The 18,969-nt window shown below is 63.4% G+C and carries 18 protein-coding genes; 9 read left to right on the top strand and 9 right to left on the bottom strand.

Annotation, left to right across the window (positions count from 1 at the left end; translation table 11 throughout):
- Positions 1–46: 46 nt before the first annotated feature.
- Positions 47–721 (top strand): GntR family transcriptional regulator, encoded by a 675-nt coding sequence (locus BKX98_RS06095; RefSeq protein ID WP_073706546.1) that lies wholly within the window; start codon positions 47–49, stop codon positions 719–721.
- Positions 722–1,116: 395 nt separating this feature from the next.
- Positions 1,117–2,112, top strand: a complete 996-nt coding sequence (locus BKX98_RS06085; protein ID WP_073706544.1) for an adenosine deaminase — start codon at positions 1,117–1,119, stop codon at positions 2,110–2,112.
- A gap of 53 nt (positions 2,113–2,165) precedes the next feature.
- Here the strand turns inward: BKX98_RS06085 and BKX98_RS06080 are convergent, their stop codons facing one another.
- On the bottom strand, positions 2,166–2,975 hold the full coding sequence (locus BKX98_RS06080; RefSeq protein ID WP_073706543.1) for a putative hydro-lyase: 810 nt from the start codon (positions 2,973–2,975) through the stop codon (positions 2,166–2,168).
- 13 nt (positions 2,976–2,988) lie between these two features.
- On the bottom strand, positions 2,989–4,206 hold the full coding sequence (locus BKX98_RS06075; RefSeq protein ID WP_073706542.1) for an NRAMP family divalent metal transporter: 1,218 nt from the start codon (positions 4,204–4,206) through the stop codon (positions 2,989–2,991).
- Here BKX98_RS06075 and BKX98_RS06070 point away from each other — a divergent pair.
- Positions 4,205–4,411, top strand: a complete 207-nt coding sequence (locus tag BKX98_RS06070; protein ID WP_073706541.1) for a hypothetical protein — start codon at positions 4,205–4,207, stop codon at positions 4,409–4,411. The genes BKX98_RS06075 and BKX98_RS06070 overlap by 2 nt on opposite strands.
- A 266-nt stretch (positions 4,412–4,677) precedes the next feature.
- Here the strand turns inward: BKX98_RS06070 and BKX98_RS06065 are convergent, their stop codons facing one another.
- From BKX98_RS06065 to BKX98_RS16985, 3 genes are all read right to left on the bottom strand, one after another.
- Entirely contained in the window at positions 4,678–4,965 is a 288-nt protein-coding gene (locus BKX98_RS06065) for an antitoxin VbhA family protein (protein WP_073706540.1), read from the bottom strand.
- Between the two features lie 458 nt (positions 4,966–5,423).
- A complete protein-coding gene (gene purH / locus BKX98_RS06060; protein WP_073706539.1) occupies positions 5,424–7,091 on the bottom strand; it encodes a bifunctional phosphoribosylaminoimidazolecarboxamide formyltransferase/IMP cyclohydrolase in 1,668 nt (555 codons plus the stop codon).
- A gap of 97 nt (positions 7,092–7,188) precedes the next feature.
- Positions 7,189–7,926 (bottom strand): hypothetical protein, encoded by a 738-nt coding sequence (locus BKX98_RS16985; protein ID WP_158024665.1) that lies wholly within the window; start codon positions 7,924–7,926, stop codon positions 7,189–7,191.
- A gap of 187 nt (positions 7,927–8,113) precedes the next feature.
- Here BKX98_RS16985 and BKX98_RS06050 point away from each other — a divergent pair, with 187 nt between their 5' ends.
- A complete protein-coding gene (locus BKX98_RS06050; RefSeq protein ID WP_073706537.1) occupies positions 8,114–9,451 on the top strand; it encodes an MFS transporter in 1,338 nt (445 codons plus the stop codon).
- Positions 9,452–9,498: 47 nt separating this feature from the next.
- Here BKX98_RS06050 and BKX98_RS06045 read toward each other — a convergent pair whose 3' ends face one another.
- Positions 9,499–10,068 (bottom strand): TetR/AcrR family transcriptional regulator, encoded by a 570-nt coding sequence (locus BKX98_RS06045; protein WP_073706536.1) that lies wholly within the window; start codon positions 10,066–10,068, stop codon positions 9,499–9,501.
- A gap of 201 nt (positions 10,069–10,269) precedes the next feature.
- Between BKX98_RS06045 and BKX98_RS06040 the strand changes: the two genes are divergently transcribed.
- Both BKX98_RS06040 and BKX98_RS06035 read left to right on the top strand, forming a co-directional pair.
- Complete coding sequence (locus BKX98_RS06040) at positions 10,270–10,938, top strand: histidine phosphatase family protein (protein WP_073706535.1); 669 nt, start codon at positions 10,270–10,272, stop codon at positions 10,936–10,938.
- A 108-nt stretch (positions 10,939–11,046) separates the two neighbouring features.
- Entirely contained in the window at positions 11,047–14,067 is a 3,021-nt protein-coding gene (locus BKX98_RS06035) for a glycoside hydrolase family 38 C-terminal domain-containing protein (RefSeq protein WP_073706534.1), read from the top strand.
- A 93-nt stretch (positions 14,068–14,160) separates the two neighbouring features.
- Here the strand turns inward: BKX98_RS06035 and BKX98_RS06030 are convergent, their stop codons facing one another.
- On the bottom strand, positions 14,161–14,691 hold the full coding sequence (locus BKX98_RS06030; RefSeq protein ID WP_233125295.1) for a hypothetical protein: 531 nt from the start codon (positions 14,689–14,691) through the stop codon (positions 14,161–14,163).
- Positions 14,692–14,897: 206 nt separating this feature from the next.
- On the opposite strand from BKX98_RS06030, the gene BKX98_RS06025 reads away from it, so the two are divergent.
- Positions 14,898–15,401, top strand: a complete 504-nt coding sequence (locus BKX98_RS06025; protein WP_038990211.1) for a sigma-70 family RNA polymerase sigma factor — start codon at positions 14,898–14,900, stop codon at positions 15,399–15,401.
- Positions 15,398–16,087 (top strand): anti-sigma factor, encoded by a 690-nt coding sequence (locus BKX98_RS06020; protein ID WP_073706533.1) that lies wholly within the window; start codon positions 15,398–15,400, stop codon positions 16,085–16,087. The genes BKX98_RS06025 and BKX98_RS06020 overlap by 4 nt, the downstream gene beginning before the upstream one ends.
- 24 nt (positions 16,088–16,111) lie before the next feature.
- On the opposite strand, the gene BKX98_RS06015 is transcribed toward BKX98_RS06020, so the two are convergent.
- On the bottom strand, positions 16,112–17,626 hold the full coding sequence (locus BKX98_RS06015; RefSeq protein ID WP_073706532.1) for an SDR family oxidoreductase: 1,515 nt from the start codon (positions 17,624–17,626) through the stop codon (positions 16,112–16,114).
- A 32-nt stretch (positions 17,627–17,658) separates the two neighbouring features.
- On the bottom strand, positions 17,659–18,228 hold the full coding sequence (gene purN, locus BKX98_RS06010; RefSeq protein WP_073706531.1) for a phosphoribosylglycinamide formyltransferase: 570 nt from the start codon (positions 18,226–18,228) through the stop codon (positions 17,659–17,661).
- A gap of 148 nt (positions 18,229–18,376) precedes the next feature.
- Between purN and BKX98_RS06005 the strand changes: the two genes are divergently transcribed.
- Positions 18,377–18,907 carry a DinB family protein gene (locus tag BKX98_RS06005; protein WP_073706530.1) on the top strand — a complete coding sequence of 177 codons (531 nt, stop codon included), beginning with the start codon at positions 18,377–18,379 and terminating at the stop codon, positions 18,905–18,907.
- The last annotated feature ends 62 nt before the right edge of the window (positions 18,908–18,969 follow it).

Here is an 18,969-nt window from a genome sequence, read left to right as displayed (position 1 = left end):
GGCCACGCCGTCCAACGGCACAGGCCAGTTGGGATAAATTGGAAGCATGAACGCCACCAACAGCATCTCGCAGCAATCCAAGGCTCCCCACGCGCACAGTGGACCTTGGGCGGCAAGCGTGTTGCGCCGCCGCATCGCCGAAGGCGAGCTGCTGCCCGGGGACAAGCTTTCCGAGCAGGCCTTGGCCGAATCGCTGGGGCTTTCGCGCAATACCTTGCGCGAAAGCTTCACCTTGCTCAATAGCGAGCTGATCATCACCCGCATCCCCAACCGCGGTGTTTTCGTGGCCTCGCCGGATGCTGATGACGTACGGGAAATCTATGCGGTTCGCCGCACCGTCGAACCGGCTTGCCTGGCCTGGGGCGAGGGCCTGGATCTGGACCGGCTGGAAGAGATCATCGCCGAGGCGCGAGCCGGACTGGCTGCTGGCGATGTGCCGCGGATGGCCAGCGCCAACCAGGCATTCCACGAACAGCTGGTGGCCTCCTCGGATAGCGATCTGCTCCAGGAGCTGATGGGCCGTGTGCTGGCCCGCATGCGCCTGGTCTTCCATGCCATGAGCGATGCCCCGGATTTCCATTCGCACTACGTAGAGCGCAATGCGCAGCTGCTGGACTTGCTGCGCGCTGGAAAACGCATGGAAGCTGCACAGACCTTGCGCGACTATCTCGACACCGCTGAAGCCGAATTGCTCAGGCACATCGAGGATCGCTCCAACTAGCTTTCCAGCTGGTCATTGCCTTTCCTGCCTGCGATTTCCCTCTCATTCGCCTTTGGATTTTCCCACTGGCCTGCGGGTGGATCCGTGTTTCCAGAATTCAATCCGTCGACGCTGCAGCGCGCATCTTCCGCTGTGGCCCTAGACGCGAATTCCGGGATCTTCCCGGGTATTCTCCACTGCAGCCACCGTTCCATGCGGTTCCACGGTGTATTTTCGGTGTCCTTGCCTCCCTATGCGAGCAGCAGCTGGATGCCCTCCAGCTGCTGCCGCTGAGCCAACCACAACCCAAGCAAGCACATAGATAGCCGACGTATGGTTTAACGAAACCATTGCGTGCCGTCGCCGTTTCATTACGGCCTCGGACGTTCTCCCCAGCTTGGAAGGTCGCTGAGTCCGTGAAATTGCCCGTAGCCGAATTGCATATCCATCTTGAAGGAACGCTGGAGCCAGAGATGATCATGGAGCTGGCGGCAAAGAACGGTGTCGAGTTGCCGTACGCCTCCGTTGACCAGCTGCGCGCAAAATACGAATTCAGCAATCTGCAGTCATTCCTCGACCTGTTCTACGAGAACATGGTGGTGCTGCGCACGGCTGAGGACTTCCGTGAAATTACCCTGGCCTACCTGCAGCGCGCCCATGACTCGGGCGTGCGCCATGTGGAACTGTTCTTCGACCCGCAGGCCCACATCCAGCGCGGCCTGGGCCTGGGCGATGTCATTGCCGGCATCCGTGCCGGCCTGAATGTGGGGCTGGAGCGCTGGGGAATCTCCCACAAGCTCATCGCCTGCTTCTGGCGCCATGCCCCGGCGGCCGAAGCAATGGACTTGATGAAGCTGCTGGTCGCCGAGAATCACGACATCGATGGCATCGGCCTGGATTCCTCGGAGCTGGGATTCCCGCCCGAACTGTTCCAGGAAGTCTTCGACTACGCCCGCGCCCACGGTCTGCACGTCGTAGCCCACGCGGGCGAGGAAGGACCGGCAGACTACATCTGGCAAGCGCTGGACCTGCTGAAGGTTGAGCGCGTGGACCACGGCATCCGCTGCCTGGATGACCCGGCGCTGGTCCAGCGCCTGGTCGAGAAGCAGATGCCGTTGACCGTCTGCCCGCTGTCCAACATCCGATTGCGGGCAGTGGACACCATGGCAGACCATCCGCTGCCGCAGATGCTCGAAAAAGGCCTGAAGGTTTCGGTGCATTCCGATGACCCTGCTTACTTCGGCGGATACATGGATGCCAACTTCGCCTCGCTCATGGAAAGCTTCAACTTCAGCACCGAGCAGCTGGCCACGCTGGCGAGCAATTCCTTTGAATCCACCTTCCTGGATGAAGCATCCAAGCAGGAGCTGCTTGCTGAAGTCCAGACCTGGGTACAGCAGCAGACCACTTAAAAAATGAACGCGGCGGCCTCTGGGGGAAGGCCGCCGCGTCCAGTCTATGGGGGCTAGGGAACCTGGTACTGGGAATCCCTGATATCGGTGATGAGCATGTGCCCTGGCGCATGGCCGATGGCCAATGCCGGGCGGGACTCCATCACTGCCGCCTGCGGCGTGACGCCGCAGGCCCAGAACACCGGAATCGTCCCTTCCGGGATCTGCACTGCATCGCCGAAGTCCGGTGCGCCCAAATCCTTGATGCCCAGTTCTTCCGGGTTCCCGATATGCACCGGCGCCCCGTGAACGGCCGGATAGCGGGAGGTAATCCGCACCGCGTCGGCCACCTGCGAGGCGGGAATCGGGCGCATGGAGACCACCATCGGACCTGACATCGCTCCGGCCGACTGCGAGCGGATATTGGTCTTGTACATTGGCACGTTCACGCCCTGGTCGATATGCGCGATGGAAATGCCGCTTTCCATCAGTGCGCTCTCGAAGGTGAACGAGCAGCCGACAATGAAGGTCACCAGATCATCACGCCAGTACTCTGACAGGTCGGTGGGTTCAGCCACCTTGACCCCGTTTTCGTAAACCATGTACTTCGGCACGTCGGTGCGGATATCTCCGCCTTCCAGCAACTCGTTGCTGGTCTGCCCGGCTTCCAGGACACCGAGGATCGGGCAGGACTTGGGGTTGCGCTGGGCAAAGAGCAGCACATCGAAAGCCAGCTCCTGGGGAACGATAATCAGGTTTGCCTGCGCGTATCCGGCACTGATTCCCGCGGTCGGGAGCACCTGTCCGGCACGGAACAGCTCGCGGGCCTCGCTCGGGGCCATGGCCGCACGTTCCGTCTGCCCGAGGCTCGATAAGTCCTTCATGATTGTCCTTCTCCTAGCCGTTCCAGAGTGCTGCCAGACCCGAAATCGAGTTCCAGCCGAGGTAGACGCTGAGCAGCCAGGTCAAGGCACCGACTGCCAGCAGGGCCTTGGGGTAGTTATATCCGTGGAGCAGGTCGCGGCGGCGCCATGCCACCCAGAGCAGTACCGCGAAGCCCACGGGAAGGATCAGGCCGTTGAATGCGCCGGCGAAGATCAGCAGGGTTGCTGGCGCCTGGCCCAGGAACATGTAGATGATGCCGCAGACCACGATGAAGGCCACGGTGATCAGGTTGCGGGTGCGCTCCGGGGTGGTGCGCTTTGTGATGAAGGAAACCGAGGTGTAGGCGGCACCGATCACGCTGGTCAGTGCGGCAGCCCAGAGGATGACGCCGAAGGCACGGATGCCGATCGGGCCAGCCGCGTGGCCGAAGGCCTCAGCCGCCTTGTTGTCACTGGTCAATGCGACGCCACCGGCCACAACGCCCAAGATCGCGAGGAAGAGCAGCACGCGCATGACGCCGGTGACGATAATCGCCAGGGTGGAGGTATTGGAGATCTCCTTGACGTGTTCCACGCCCGAGGTGCCCGAATCGATCATGCGGTGGGCGCCGGCGTAGGTGATGTAGCCGCCGACGGTGCCGCCGATCAGGGTGGTGATGATCAGGAAGTCGATCTTCTCGGGGAGCACCACGTTGCGGATCGCATCGCCCACCGGAGGGGCTGCCACAATTGCCACGTATAGCATCAGCAGGATCATCACGGCGCCGAGCATCACCACGATGCGGTCCAGGGCCATGCCTGCCTTCTTGGACAGGAAGATCAAGATGGCAACGACCGCGGAGATCGCGCCACCGATCTTTGCGTCAACGCCAAGCATGGCATTCAGGCCCAGGCCGGTACCGGCGATGTTGCCGATGTTGAAGACCATGCCGCCAATGAAGACCAGCACGGCCAGAAACCAGCCGATGCCCGGCAGGACCTTGTTGCCCAGTTCCTGGGCACGCATGCCGGAAACGCCGATGACGCGCCAAACATTCAGCTGGACGGCGATGTCCACGAGGATGGAGACGACAATGGCGAAGGCGAAGGCCGCGCCAATTCGTACCGTGAACTCTGTGGTTTGGGTGATGAAGCCCGGGCCGATGGCGCTGGTGGCCATCAGGAACATGGCACCGAGCAGCGCTGTGCGCCGTGCCTTGCTGGTTTGAGATGTTGACTCAGGAAGTGCCATGCTGACGTTCCAATGCGATAGTGGTGACAACCGTCACAAGGTCAATATGATGGAGACGACTTTACAGGTTGTTGAACAACTTTGGCAACAGGTTGTTGAACAATTTACCTGCCGGACACAACACGCAGAGCAGCTGCGGCGATTAGTGATTCAGCACCAACGGTTGGCGTCTGAAGAAAAATCCCGCTTCACCAGCACAAAATAGCGCAATAGCTCGTAGCCGTCCCGAGCTTGCCGCGGTTAGACGCCAACGACAAATTTTTTTATTTCGCAGTGCTTCCGCTTGGAATATTAGGCATCGTCCACCTAGGGCGGGGCTCTTTAGGTCATGACTTCAGGCACTGACGTTGCTTCCGCGTTAGGACGCGTTTGGTTCTCTGAAGTCGAACTTTTATCGGCAGATTGGGAAAATATTTTGGCGAGGATGGCGGCCGAGCCGGATCTCGATCAACTGAAGAATGTCCCCCGCAGCTATTCGCTTAGGCCAACTCCCCGGAACCCAACTCTATTATTTAGCCCTTGCCCGCAGTGGACTCCGATGAGGCATCGGTGAGCAGCCTCACGCACACGACGCAAATACTCAGCATTGTCGATCGCGCCGCGGGCAACGTCGGTCAGGTTCTCTACGCCCTCGCGGTTGGGAACCCATCCCTCGTGCCAAGCTGAGGCTAGCGCCTGACGAATGGCATTACGCTGGTTGGCGTCGAGCTGCGTAAACAGTTCCGGCCAGCGTTCCTCGATATCAAACTTCTCGGCCAAGGTCGGCTCCTTCCATGAAAGTTGCCCTACTCAATTTTACCGAGTCGCCCGAGAACGATCCATCGATAGTCACCGTTGGTTTCGGTATCGGGGATAAGGTTCAGGCAGTCTCGCCCTGGCGCGCCACCTGCATTCCATGCCATCACCAAGGAGAGCCGGTTCGATACAACTGTTGTCCCATAATGCGGGACAAGAGTTGTTAGACAAGTAGTCAAAATAGCTGTATAAGCAAGATTCCTTGCAGACTGAAACGTAACGACGGGAGCTCTGTTGTTCTAAACGACAGAGAACCGCAGCAAAGCCTGGTGCTGGGAATAGGCGAAGGCAGACCGATTCCGGCTGCTCCCGATGCGGTGGTGGTCCGTGCCTCAGCCGTGCAGATATCCATTAAGCGCCGCGGGCCGTGCAGCCAGCGCGGCAAGCGCTGGCTGCACGGCCCGAAACGGCGTGGCTAGTTCCTAGTGGAAGAAGTGGCGTGCACCGGTGAAGTACATGGTGATGCCAGCTTCATTCGCGGCCGCGATGACTTCCTCATCGCGCACCGAGCCGCCTGGCTGCACGACAGCCTTGACGCCGGCGTCGATCAGGATCTGCAGTCCATCGGCGAACGGGAAGAATGCATCCGAAGCGGCCACTGCGCCCTGCGCGCGCTGCTCGGAAGCACCGGTGGCGTTTTCGGCACCGCCGGCGGCATCTGCGCCGGACTCGACCTGCACGCCCAAGGTGTTGGCGCGCTCCACTGCCAGCTTGCAGGAGTCGATGCGGTTGACCTGGCCCATGCCGATGCCCACGGCGGCACCGTCCTTGGCCAGCAGGATCGCATTGGACTTCGCGGCGCGCACGGCGCTCCAGGCGAATTCCAGATCTGCCAAGGTCGCGGCGTCAGCCGCCTCGCCGGCAGCCAGGGTCCAGTTCGCCGGGTTGTCGCCCTCGGCGTCGATCTTGTCGCCGGCCTGGACCAGCATGCCGCCGGAGACCTGGCGGAATTCGTTCTTGTTGCGGCCATAGCCATCTGGCAGGGCCAGCAGGCGGATGTTCTTCTTGGCCGAGAGGATCTGCACTGCTTCCTCTTCGAAATCCGGGGCAATGACAACCTCGGTGAAGATGCCCTTGACGGTTTCAGCCATTTCCTTGGTGACCGTGCGGTTAGCGGCAATCACGCCGCCGAAGGCCGACACCGGGTCGGTGGCGTGCGCCTTGCGGTGCGCGTCGGCAATCGGGTCTGCAGCACCATCCGAAGCCACTGCCACACCGCAAGGGTTGGCGTGCTTGATGACCGCAACAGCAGGCTTCTCGAAGTCGTAGGCGGCGCGCAGTGCGGCATCCGCGTCCACGTAGTTGTTGTAGCTCATTGGCTTGCCGTGCAGCTGGTCGGCCTGGGCGATGCCGGCCGGGGCGGCCTCATCCACGTAGAGCGCTGCCTGCTGGTGCGGGTTCTCGCCGTAGCGCAGCACCTCGGCGCGCTGCAGGGCCACGCCTGCATAGGCTGGCCAATCGATGACGCCGTCGCCGTCCTCATCGAGGAACTGGCTGGCGGTCCACGAAGCGACCGCGGTGTCGTAGGCTGCGGTGTGCGCGTAGGCCTTGGCGGCCAGACGCTGGCGGGTCTTCAGATCGAAGCCGCCCTCGGAGGCGGCGGAGATGACCTGCGGGTAGAACGCCGGGTCAACCACGATGGAGACGGCGGCGTGGTTCTTCGCTGCCGAGCGGACCATGGCCGGGCCGCCGATGTCGATCTGCTCGACCACTTCGTCCTGGGAGGCGCCGGAGGCAACGGTCTGCACGAACGGGTACAGATTCACCACGACCAGGTCGATCTGCTCGATGTCCATCGAGGAAAGGGTGTCCATATGCTCGGCGACGCGGCGGTCGGCGAGGATGCCGCCGTGGATGCGCGGGTGCAAGGTCTTGACGCGTCCGTCGAGCATTTCAGGGGAACCGGTCACCTGCTCGACCTCGGTCACGGGAATTCCAGCGGCGGCGATCTTCTTGGCCGTGGAACCGGTGGATACCAGTTGCACGCCTGCTGCATGCAAACCAGCGGCCAGCTCCTCCAAGCCGGTCTTGTCGTAGACGGAAATCAGCGCGCGACGGATAGCGACTTTGTCCAGCACGGTCTTACTCACGAAATTTTTCTCCCGGCGGTGAGAATGAATGGGGCGGGCAGCGCAGAGGCCACCGCCAACATTCTAACCAACGAAGGCACCGAAATTTCAGTTCGTGTCAAGCCCCTTCGGATAGTGCGGAAAGCTGCGGGAAATACGTGGAAAGCTGCTTGTCAGTCAGGCAAAGCTGCAGGAGCTTCTCAGCATGCTCCTCATCCGCGACATAGGCCACCAGATCAACCTTGGTCCGCTCATTCAACTCCTCGCGCAAGGAACGGGCCACCGCAACCAGCGTGTGGTAGTAGCGCTTGATGGTCGGTTCCCAGCCTTCGCGTGCGGCCAGCCCGGTCATCGCATCAGACCACAGGGTAGCCGCCGGGTCTTCGCATAAATCAATGGATGACCAGTGCCAATCGCTGGGCTCCCACTTATCCGAGTAGAAGCTCTCCGCGTCGTCTTCTTCCAAGTCCGCTTCCAGGGAGGCCAAGACGTCATCGAGGTCTTCCCCGTCGGAGTCCTCGCCATCTTCCGGCTCGTCGTCCTCGTCCTCGGAATCCGAGATCAGCAGCGAATCTTCTTCCAATGTGACGGTTTCGGGTCCAAGGCTTCCATCGCCTTCGGCATCGGGACGGTCTTCGTAGTCGGCAGGCTCATCGGTGTCCTCGCCGCGTTCCACCAGTTGCTCGCGGGACTCAGTGAGGCGGTCGCGTTCCAGGGCCTGCACCGAGTTCAGGGCCAGCAACGGCATGGCGATGGTTTCGCTTTCCTCGGTGCTGACGCCATGCAGGGCAATGGCATAGAAGTCTTGGTCCGGGTGTCCAGCTATCACTTCCGCTGCGTGTCGAAGGGCAGTCACCCGGATAGCCTCTTCGAGAGCGGTCCAATCTACTCCCATGTCCGAAGATTACTCCCTTGCCGTCGCTTGCAACAGGCCTTGACGCGGTGCGATAAGAAGCGTAGAGAGCTACACCTGCACCCCGGTTTTCGGCTATGCTTCACGCGGTACACACCAATTCCGCTCGCACACCGAAAGGTGCACCACTGTGTCTTCCGCACCCCTGCCCTCTGGCACGACCATCGTGCAAGAGCTGCCATTCAAATGGAAGGTGCAGGGCACCATTTTCATTATCGGCGGCCTCGGCTTCATGTTCGACGCCTGGGACGTCACGCTCAACGGCGCGCTGATTCCCCTGGTCGCCCAAGAGTGGGGACTTGATCGTCCCACCGCGGCCCTGCTGGGCACCTCCAACCTGGTGGGCATGGCCGTAGGCGCGTTCCTCTGGGGCGGGATCGCCGACAGGTACGGTCGCAAGAACGCGTTCAGCCTGACGCTGCTGATGTTCTCGCTGTTCACCGTCCTCGGCGCATTGTCGCCGAGCTTCGGCTTCTTCGTCGCCTTCCGCTTCCTGGCCGGTGTCGGCCTGGGCGGCTGCATCCCGGTGGATTATGCGCTGGTCGGCGAATTCACGCCCGCCAAGCTGCGCGGACGCGTGCTCACCGCCATGGACGGCTGGTGGCCGGTGGGCGCGGCGCTGTCCTTCTTCGTCTCCGGCTGGGTGATGGCCACCGCGGATAATTGGCGGCTGATCCTGGCAGTCATGATCCTGCCGGCGTTCATGGTGTACCTGGTGCGCCGCTCCATGCCCGAGTCCCCGCTGTTCCTGGCCGCCAAGGGCCGGGATGCGGAAGCCCGTGCGGTCATCGACCAGCTGGTGGAACGCACCGGGGCAACCAAGCGCGACTACGCGATCGAGCCGGTGGAACTGGGGAAGGCTCCGCGCTGGTGGGAGCAGGTGGCCTCACTGTGGCGGTATTCATGGAAGATCACCGCCACCAGCTGGCTGCTGTTCATGACCATTCTGCTGGTCTACTACCTGGCATTGACCTGGTTGCCGTCGATCCTCACCGAAGCCGGAATGGCCCAGTCAGCCTCCTTCTTCGCCACCGCGGTGATGGCGCTGATGGGCCTGGCAGGCGTCGTGCTGGCCGCCTGGCTGGTGGAGCGGGTGGGCCGCAAGTGGCTGCTGGCGATCTCCGCCCCGCTCTCCGGCCTCGTGCTGGTCATCGTCGCGCAGAACCTCGACATCCCAGCGGCCGCGATTGGCTGGGTGCTGGTCTTCGGCGTCATTGTCCAGGTGGCCATTCCGGTGCTGTATGCCTACGTTTCGGAGCTGTACCCCACCGAGCTGCGGGCCAGCGGTTTCGGCTGGGCCTCGACCATGTCGCGCTTTGCCGCCGGTTTCGGCCCGCTGATTTTCGCGGCACTGTGGCCCGTGGTGGGGCTGGGCTGGCTGTTTGCCGGCGCGACCGCGCTGGTGCTGCTGGCCATCCTGTTCATGGCACGCTTCGCACCGGAAACCCGCGGACTGCAGCTGGACTGAATCTCTCCCCCAATAGCGAATGCCGGCACCATTGGTGCCGGCATTTTCTAGTTCTGCGCAGGTTGCGGGCGCAAGCCGTCACGCATGATCTGCACGATGCGCTCTTCCAGGCCGGGCTGGCTGTTGCTGAACGCCCGCGGCAGCGGACGGGTCATGGACCCGACGGCGGCAATCAATTCCAGCCCGGAGATGTCGGCGCGGACCAGCTGGGCGTTCTTGGCCAGTTCCAAGGCGGAGTTCAGGGTCTTGGCGGCCTCGTTCTGGGCTTCGAGGATGCGCGGGCTGACCTTCTTGGGCAGCTGCAGCCCCAATGCTTCGCTCAGCGCCCCGAGATTCTGCTCGATCAGCGTGCCCAGCAGGACATCCCAGCCCTCTGCGTCATTTGCGTCAAGCCGCTCGATCGCCTGCTGCGAGGCGCTGCGGATATCCTCCAGCATGACGAGGGTGACTTCTTCAACCAATGCCAGCCGATCAGCGAAGTTCCGGTAGAGTGTGCCGATGCCGACACCGCTTGCCTCTGCAATGGTTTCCATTGCGATCTGGGCGCCGTGTTCGGCAAATAATTCACGAGCAACTCGAAGGATGTTCTCACGTCGCCGAAGAGCATCTGAACGCATGAGCGGATTCCGATCTGGGGAACTTCCAGGTCGCGGCTTGCCACCTGTCGAATTCACGATAGCGGACGGGCAGTGCTGAGACGAAGCGGAAATCATCATTCCAGATCGAAATGCTTCTTCCGTGCGAGAAGCCATTCCGCGTTTGCGCGAAACCGTGCTATCCCTAGGATCCAGGACCGCTAGGCCAAGGAAGCAGAGGATATGCGTTTTCAACTCATCAGGCATGGGCAAACCCCGTCGAATGTTGCCGGGAAGCTCGATACCGCTTTTCCCGGTGCCAGCCTCACCCCGCTGGGCCATCGCCAGGCTCGCGCCTTGCCGCAGGTACTCGGCAACGGGCAGCTGCAGTCGATCTACGCCTCAACGCTGAACCGCACGCAGCTCACAGCCCAGCCGCTGAGCGAGTCAATTGCAGAACCGGTGCGTGTCATTGACGGCCTTGAAGAGATCTCGGCGGGCGAGCTGGAAATGCTGGCAGATGAGGCATCGCGATCCGCCTATGTCATGTGCCTGCGTTCCTGGATGCACGGCGATTGGGAGCAGAACATGCCCGGCGGGCCGAACGGCTACGACTTCATCGAGCGCTATTCCAAAGCCTTGGAATCCATCGCGCAAGCGCAGGACTACTCTGGAACCGCAGCGGTTTTCAGCCATGGTGCGGCCATCCGCGTCTTCAGCGCCTGGGCCACCAAGATGTCCCCCGATGCGGCATCGCAGCTGGTCATCGAGAACACCGGCGGCTCCCTGCTGGAGCTGGGTATCGGCGGGCAGTGGTCGCTGGCTCGCTGGGATACCGAACCGCTGGGCGGCGATTTCGTCCGCGATGCCCTCGACCAGGATGTCACCGGTGGCGAGGACGACGCGGCCTGAGCCCTGCCTTCTTCTGGCGAACGCGAGTTGGACCAGCTCAGCACCTGATATTTCGGTAGTCTGGCTAGGGAGCTCATTTTCTGCGGAGCGCACAAACGGAAGGCCCTGATGCACGACGACATTTCCCTGACCATCGGACGCGTCCGCCGCGTTCTGACCGAGCGTATCCTTCCAGCGATATATTCGGAAACCCTGCCGCTGGATCTGTCATGGCATGAGCTGCCCGGCGAGCCGGTCACCCCGGCCGAGGGCCTGGCACTGGACTACCAGCCGACCTCCGTCGGGACGCCCTGGGGCGCGGCGTGGGGCACCACGTGGTTCCACCTGCAGGGCCGGGTGCCGTCGCAGTGGGCGGGACGCCGCGTCGAAGCGGTGATTGATCTGGGCTTTGACGTCAACATGACCGGCTTCCAATGCGAGGGACTGGTGTACCGCCCGGATGGCATCACCATCAAGGCGGTCAACCCGCGCAACCAGTGGGTGCCAATCACCGCCTGCGCCGAAGGCGATGAGGTCATCGACCTGTATCTGGAAGCCGCCTCCAATCCGGTGCTGCTCGACTACCACCCGTTCCTGCCCACCGAGCAGGGCGATATTCTCACCTCCTCCTCGCGCCGCCTGTACACCACCCGCCGGATGGACCTGGCGGTCTTCGAGCCCGTGGTGCATGAACTCTCCCTGGATCTGGAAGTGCTGCTGGATTTGCAGGAGCAGCTTGGGCAAACGCCGCGCAAGATGCAGATCCTGCAGGCCATGGACAACGCCCTGGACGTGCTGGATCTGCAGCGCATCGCGCAGACCGCGCAGGCCGCCCGCGATGAGCTGGCCGAGGTCCTGGCCGCCCCGGCGGAACACAGCGCCCACCAGATTTCGGCCATCGGCCACTCGCACATCGACTCGGCCTGGCTGTGGCCGCTGCGCGAAACCATCCGCAAGGTCTCGCGCACCTGCTCCTCGATGGTGGAGCTGCTGGGCGACGAGGAAGAATTCCTCTACGGCATGTCCAGCGCCCAGCAGTACAAGTGGCTCAAGACCCACCGCCCGGAAGTCTGGGAGCGGGTCAAGCAGGCGGTAGCCGACGGGCGTTTCCTGCCGCTGGGCGGCATGTGGGTCGAATCCGACACCGTGATGCCCTCGGGCGAATCGCTGGTCCGCCAGTTCCTCTACGGCCAGAATTTCTTCCGCAAGGAATTCGGCATCACCTCGAAAGGCGTCTGGCTGCCGGACTCCTTCGGCTACTCCCCCGCCCTGCCGCAGCTGATGCGCCGTGCCGGCTTCGAATGGTTCTTCACCCAGAAGATCTCCTGGAACCAGCAGAACAAGTTCCCGCACCACACCTTCGACTGGGAAGGCATCGACGGCTCGCGCATGTTCAGCCACTTCCCGTCGATGGACACCTACAATTCGCAGCTTTCCGGCGAGGAGGTCGCCAAGGCATCGCGCCAGTTCCGCGAAGCGCGGGTCACGAACAATTCCATCGCGCCGGTGGGCTGGGGCGATGGCGGCGGCGGCACCACCCGCGAAATGACCGGCAAGGCCAAGCGCCTGGCCAACCTGGAAGGCAGCGCGAAGGTGGCCTGGGAACACCCCAACGACTTCTTCGACCGGGCCAAGGCCGAACTGCCCAACCCTCCGGTCTGGGTGGGCGAGCTCTACCTGGAATTGCACCGCGCCACGCTGACCAGCCAGCACCAGACCAAGCAGGGCAACCGGCGCACCGAGCAGCTGCTGGTCGAAGCCGAGCTGTGGGCCGCCACCGCTGCGCTCTGCACCGGATCCGACTATCCCTATGAACTGCTTGACGAACTGTGGGAGACGGTGCTGCTGCACCAGTTCCACGACATCCTGCCCGGCACCTCGATTGCGTGGGTGCACCGCGAGGTCGTGGCCCGCTATGCGCAGGTGATCGAGCAGGCCGAAGCACTGATCCGCACCGCCCAGCAGCAGCTGGCCGGCGAAGGATCCACCCCGATTGCGTTCAACGGCGCCGCGTTCACCCGCAATTCCTTGGCCTTCGGACAGGCCAAGCCGGTGCAGCCTGCTGCCGCGTCCCCGGTCAGGGCAACCTCCCTGGACGGCGGATATGTCCTGGAGAACTCGCTGGTTCGTGTGGCGATCAATGCCCAGGGCCTGCTGACCTCCGCCGTGGATCTGGCCACCGGCCGCGAAACGATCGCCGCAGGCCAGGAAGCGAACCTGCTGCAATTGCACCAGGACTTCCCGAACATGTGGGATGCCTGGGACGTGGACAAGTACTACCGCAACCAGGTCACCGACTTGCGCGAGCTCGACAGCCTTGAGCTGTCTTCGCGCGAGGACGGCAGCCAGGTCGTCACGATTGCCCGCAGCTTCTCGCAGTCCACGCTGGTGCAGGAACTGTCGCTGGCTCCCGGCTCGCGGACCCTGCAGATCTCGCAGAGCACCGATTGGCATGAGGCCGAGAAGTTCCTGAAGGTCTCCTTCCCGCTGGATATCCGTGCGGAGCACGCAATTGCCGAAACGCAGTTCGGCTACCACAAGCGCGTGACCCACATGAATACCAGCTGGGAAGCGGCGAAGTTCGAAACTTCCATGCACCGCTTCGTGCTGGCCGAGGAGCCCGGCTTCGGCGCGGCGCTGGTCAATGATTCCATCTACGGTTTCGATGTCACCCGTGATGCCAAGGACGCGGAGGTCACCACGACCATGCGGCTTTCGCTGCTGCGTGCCCCGCGCTTCCCCGACCCGGAAACCGACCAGGGCGTGCAGACCCACCGCTACGGCTTGGTGATCGGCGCAGACGTGGCCACCGCAACTGCGGCCGGCGCGTTGCTGAACAGCGACGAGCGCGTCATCGACGGCGCGCAAGGCGTGGACCCGCTGGTTACGATATCCGGCGAGGGATTGGTGGTCTCCAGCGTGAAGCTGGCGGCTGACCGCTCCGGCGATCTGGTGGTGCGCGTCTACGAATCCCTGGGACGCCGTGCCAGCGGCAGCTTGCGGGTCAATGCGCAGATCTCGCAGGCATCCACCGTGAGCCTGCTGGAAGACGAACTGGACAGGCAGTGCATCGAACTGGCCGATGGCGCAGTGCCACTGAAGCTGGGCGCGTTCGAAGTACGCACCCTGCGCTTCACTGTCGCCAAGTAGCCGCAGGAGCCACAGGCCGGGCCGGCATGCTGCTTCGCGTGCCGGCCCGGCTGGTTTCCCGACGATGATTGCCAGGGATTATTGGATCATTGCTCATTGAATCATCGTCCCGTCGGGAGCCACCGCGAACCAGACCCCGCCGACGCCTTGCCCGGCAGTATCCCCGGGCTTGGCATCCTGGGCAAAGGTGTACAGGGGCATGCCGTTGAGCGTCAGATGCTTTTCGCCATCGGGGCTTTCTATGGTGCCGACTTCGCCGGTGACACCCTCCAGGACCGGCTCATCGCTCGTGGTCGTGGCGATCGGCCACTTGGCCAGGCAATCGCCGGTGCACGCGCTGCTCGACGTTCCCTTCTCATCCTTGGTGAAGTAGTACAGGGTCATGCCCTGCGAATCCACCACAACATCTCCCAAACCGGTGGAGGCAGCACCCAAGTCAGCGCCGGACCCGCTTTCGCTTGGCGCTTCGCTGGCGCTGTCTACCCCGCCGCCATAACCGCCACCATAACCGTCCCCGCCGCCATTGCCGGAACCGGTGCCGCCGCTGCATCCCGCCAGCAGCAACACCGCGGAGCACAGGACTGCCATTGCAACCGCAAACGGCTTGCTGTTCTTCTTGCCCATGGTCATTCCTCTCGTCATGCAGGCTCAGCCGCATTCTCGGGCAGCGTGCTTGCCACGCCTTCACCCACTAAGACGCAGTGAATCGTGATCTGGTTCACCGGCCAGGGAAGTTCTTATGCATACTTGGGGCATGGGTGAACTATTTGCCGCTGCGCTGCGTCTAGGGAAGTGAAGCCTTGGATCATAGGAAGCCGAACCCGAAGAAGGTGCCCTTGGATGCGCAGATAGTCTCCGATATCTACCGGGAGCATGGCGATGCCCTGCGGCGTTTCGCGCTGCGGGTAGCCCGCAGCCAGGAGGAAGCCGACGACGTGGTGCAGGAAACGGTGCTGCGGGTCTGGAGAGCCTCGCCGGAGGTGACCGGTTCGCTGCGCAGCTACCTCTTTGCCACGGCGCGCAATGTCATCATCGACAGGCATCGCCGAGCCGCCGCGAGGATCTCGGCAATCCCGCTGGGAGAAGTCGACCCCGAGTCCAGGGATTCGACCGCCGGCATCGCCGAGGCGCTGGACCGGATCTTGATGGAGGAAGCACTGATGCGCTTGAGCCTTGAGCATCGGCAGGTGGTAGTCCATCTGCATTACTTCGGTTCCACTGTGGCCCAAACGGCTCTGGAGCTGCAGATCCCGGAGGGTACCGTGAAGTCCCGCGCCTACTATGCCCTGCGCTCGTTGCGCGGGATCCTGGCCGAAATGGGAGTGGAGAAGTGAACGAGCATATCGACCTCGGGGCCTACTTGCTCGGCGGGTTGGCACCGGCAGAACATGCGGCATTCGAAGCGCACCTGGCCGGGTGCCAGCAATGCCAGCAGGAGGCCAAGCAGTTCGGCGCCATCGGTCCGCGGCTGCGCGCCCTGGACGAGGCCACCGCCCATGCCCTGCTCATGGAGCGGCCCGCGCAGCAGACTGCGGAGCAAACCGCCGAGCACGGGCAGGCACCACCGGAGCGAACACTGGATGGCCTGCGGGCGCGGCGGCGGCGCCGGAGGATCGTGAAGGGCGCCGGCTTGGCAGCGGCCGTGGCAGCATCGGTGGCGCTGGGGCTCGGGCTCTCTACGGTGCTGTTCCCCGCGCAGGCGCCGGCAATGGATGCCAGCTACGAGGTGCGCGGCGGCACCGGCGCACAGGTGGATCTGGGACTGAAGGCCAAGGCCTGGGGCACCGAAGTCCATTTCGACGGCCGCGACCTGCCCACCGATGGACAGCTTTCGCTGTGGGTGCTGGATGCGGCGGGAAGCGCCGAGCAGGCCGGAGCCTGGCTGGCCACAACAACCGGCACGACGCAGATGACCGGCGCCGTGCCGGTGATGCTGAACGACATTTCGGTGATCCAGCTGCGCGATGCCGGCTCGGCGGTGCTCGCCGAGGTGCCGCTGGACAAGCAGGGCACGTCCTAGCCCCGGCGCATCACGCGCGGCTTCCTACCACGGCGAGGGCTGGTAGTCCTTGAGGAAGCAGCCGTACAGGTCGATGCCGCGTTCGCCATCGACGATGGGCTGGTAGACGCGGGCGGCGCCGTCGATAAGATCCAGCGGGGCGTGCCAGCCTTCGGCGACCATGCGCACCTTGGAATCGTGCGGGCGCTCGTCGGTGATCCACCCGGTGTCCACCGCGGTCATCAGGATCCGGTCGGTGGCGAGCATTTCCTCGGCGCTGGTGCGGGTGAGCATGTTCAGCGAGGCCTTGGCCATGTTGGTGTGCGGGTGCCCGGCGCCCTTGTAGCGGCGGGAGAACTGGCCTTCCATGGCCGAGACGTTCACGATGTACTTGCGCCGCGCCTCGGAGGCGGCCAGCGCGGGGCGCAGCCGGGAGGCCAGCAGGAAGGGCGCAGTGACATTGCACAGCTGCACTTCCAGCATTTCCAGGGCATCCACATCCCCGAGGATCTGGGTCCAGGAATTCTCCGTGACCACATCCGGCACCAGTCCCCCGGCATCGATGGCGGTGCCCGCGGCAATGCGCTCCAGGGAGGCTGAACCGGCGGTCATCGCCAGGTCCGCGAGCTGCTGCGCGTCGTACCCGCCCAGCGTGCTCGGGGCCAGCAGCGCGGAATCCTCCAGCCGGAAGGCGCTGGCCAGCGCCCGCGGGTGCTCGGCCGGCGGGTTCGCCTCGCCCCACAGCTGAGGTCCGCCCTGCCCGAAGGCCAGTTCACCGGCCAGCGGCTGCAGCTCTGATTCGATCAGGTGCTGGTAGGAGTTCGCGGTGCGGCGCACGGTCTGCGCGGCGTTGTTGATCAGGATGTCCAGCGGGCCCTCGGCCGCAATGCGGTCAGCCAGCGAGATCACCTGGGCGGGGTCGCGCAGGTCGATGCCCACGATGCGCAGCCGGTGCATCCAGTCCGCGCTGTCCTCCAATGCGGCGAAGCGCCGGGCAGCGTCCTTGGGGAAGCGCGTGGTGATGGTGGTGTGGGCACCATCGCGCAGCAGGCGCAGGGCGATATGCATGCCGATCTTCGCCCGGCCGCCGGTGAGCAGCGCGCGCTTGCCGGACAGGTCCGCGCGGGCATCGCGGCGTTCGCGCCCGGCAGCGGCGCAGTCAGGGCAGAGATAGTGGTGGAAGGCATCCACCGTGGTGTAGCGCTGCTTGCAGATGTAGCAGCCGCGCGGCTTGCGGAATTCCCCGGCACTCTGCCCTTGGGTCGGGGTGCTCAGATCCAGGCCCAGGGTCTCGTCGTCCAGCCGCTGCGGCGAGCCTGTGGCGGTCCGCTCGATCAGCGCGCGGTCAGCGGCGCTGATCTCGGCGCGCTTCTGCGACTTGCGGTAGCGCTTGGCAGCCTTGAACATGTTGCTGGTCGCGCGGCGCACGGCGATATGCCGTTCATCCGCGGAGTCCAGCGTGTGCACCACGGAGAGCACCTTCAGCGCGGTCGCCAGTTCCTCGTCGGTGAACAGTTCGGTTTCGGTTGCCTGCCCGGGCAACGGTGTCAATTCATTCATCTCCCCACCAATTTTACGTGGTGGGCCGCCGGCTAGTTTCCTTGGGCCAGATCCGCCAGGGTGGCGATGAGCAGGCGGCGCTCGACTACCTTGATACGCTCGTGCAGGGATTCTTCGGTGTCGGTATCCTCGATGGCCACGGCTTCCTGGCGCAGGATCGGACCGGTGTCCACCCCGGCATCCGCAATGTGCACGGTGCAGCCGGTGACCTTCACGCCGTAGGCCAGGGCGTCGCGCACGCCGTGGGCGCCCGGGAAGGACGGCAGCAGGGCCGGGTGGGTGTTGATGTAGGTGCCGTCGAAGGCATTGATGAACTCTTCGCCGACGATGCGCATGAATCCGGAGGACACCACATAGTCCGGGGCGTAGGACAGGCACTTTTCGGTCAGCGCATGGTTCCAGTCACCGCGGTCCGCATAGTCCTTGAAGTTCACCACGAAGGTCTCGATGCCGGCGGCAGCCGAGCGTTCCACCCCGTAGGTGTCGTGCTTGTCTGCGCCGACGGCAGCGATCTCGACGTTCTCCAATTCGCCGCTGGCGACGGCATCGATGACTGCCTGGAGATTAGAACCGGTACCTGAAACCAAAACCACAATGCGCATGGGTTCAATTCTACGGTTCGCTTCTTGCCTCCCTTGAACCCGGACGCAATGTTGCACTGCGTTTCCTCTGCTGCCGCAATATTCGATGCCCGCGTGCTGTACCGGCCATAGACTGGCCTTAACAGCGCAGTTCGATGTGGAGGTCTTGATGAGCCAGATAGTTCCCGACGGCAAGGACTGGACAATTGTTTTGGATACGGTGTGCGAGCAGTGCGGCTATGACGTGCGCGGCTTCTCGCCGGGCGATGCCATTGAGCAGCTGCCTGGACACGTGGAGCGCTACATCTCGGTACTCTCACGTCCCGATGCTGCCATCCGCACCAACCCTGCACGCTGGAGCGCGCAGGAGTACGTGGCGCACGTCGCCGAAATGCTTGAGGTGATGACCGGGCGCTTCACCCTGATGCTGGAACGCGATGAACCGGAGTTCCCCAACTGGGACCAGGACCAGGCGGCCGAGGCGGGAAACTACAACGCGCTGGGAGCCGGTCAGGTCGCCGAGCTGCTGCGGAAAAATGCCGCGGGCTACGCCGCGATACTGGAGAGCCTGGATCCGGCGCAGTATTCCCGCCGCGGCCTGCGCTCGAACGGCGCCGCGTTTACCGTGGAAACGCTGAACCAGTATGCCTGGCATGATCTCGTGCATCACCTGTGGGATCTGGGTGTGGAAATCAGCTAACTGTGCCCGACACGGACCCAGCAGGTCAATGGAATGGGTTGTGGCCTTTGGCTAGACTTCTT

This window comes from Glutamicibacter sp. 0426, from assembly GCF_001906485.1.
Lineage (GTDB): Bacteria > Actinomycetota > Actinomycetes > Actinomycetales > Micrococcaceae > Glutamicibacter > Glutamicibacter nicotianae.
This window is presented reverse-complemented; position numbering and strand designations above follow the sequence as displayed.

Coding starts and splice junctions, on each gene's coding strand:
- BKX98_RS06030 (WP_233125295.1), bottom strand. CDS start 14,691: ATGGGCAAGAAGAACAGCAAGCCGTTTGCGGTTGCAATGGCAGTCCTG.
- BKX98_RS06040 (WP_073706535.1), top strand. CDS start 10,270: ATGCGTTTTCAACTCATCAGGCATGGGCAAACCCCGTCGAATGTTGCC.
- BKX98_RS06045 (WP_073706536.1), bottom strand. CDS start 10,068: ATGCGTTCAGATGCTCTTCGGCGACGTGAGAACATCCTTCGAGTTGCT.
- purN (WP_073706531.1), bottom strand. CDS start 18,228: ATGCGCATTGTGGTTTTGGTTTCAGGTACCGGTTCTAATCTCCAGGCA.
- BKX98_RS06075 (WP_073706542.1), bottom strand. CDS start 4,206: ATGGCACTTCCTGAGTCAACATCTCAAACCAGCAAGGCACGGCGCACA.
- BKX98_RS06015 (WP_073706532.1), bottom strand. CDS start 17,626: ATGAATGAATTGACACCGTTGCCCGGGCAGGCAACCGAAACCGAACTG.
- BKX98_RS06095 (WP_073706546.1), top strand. CDS start 47: ATGAACGCCACCAACAGCATCTCGCAGCAATCCAAGGCTCCCCACGCG.
- BKX98_RS06035 (WP_073706534.1), top strand. CDS start 11,047: ATGCACGACGACATTTCCCTGACCATCGGACGCGTCCGCCGCGTTCTG.
- BKX98_RS06070 (WP_073706541.1), top strand. CDS start 4,205: ATGCTGACGTTCCAATGCGATAGTGGTGACAACCGTCACAAGGTCAAT.
- BKX98_RS06005 (WP_073706530.1), top strand. CDS start 18,377: ATGAGCCAGATAGTTCCCGACGGCAAGGACTGGACAATTGTTTTGGAT.
- BKX98_RS06080 (WP_073706543.1), bottom strand. CDS start 2,975: ATGAAGGACTTATCGAGCCTCGGGCAGACGGAACGTGCGGCCATGGCC.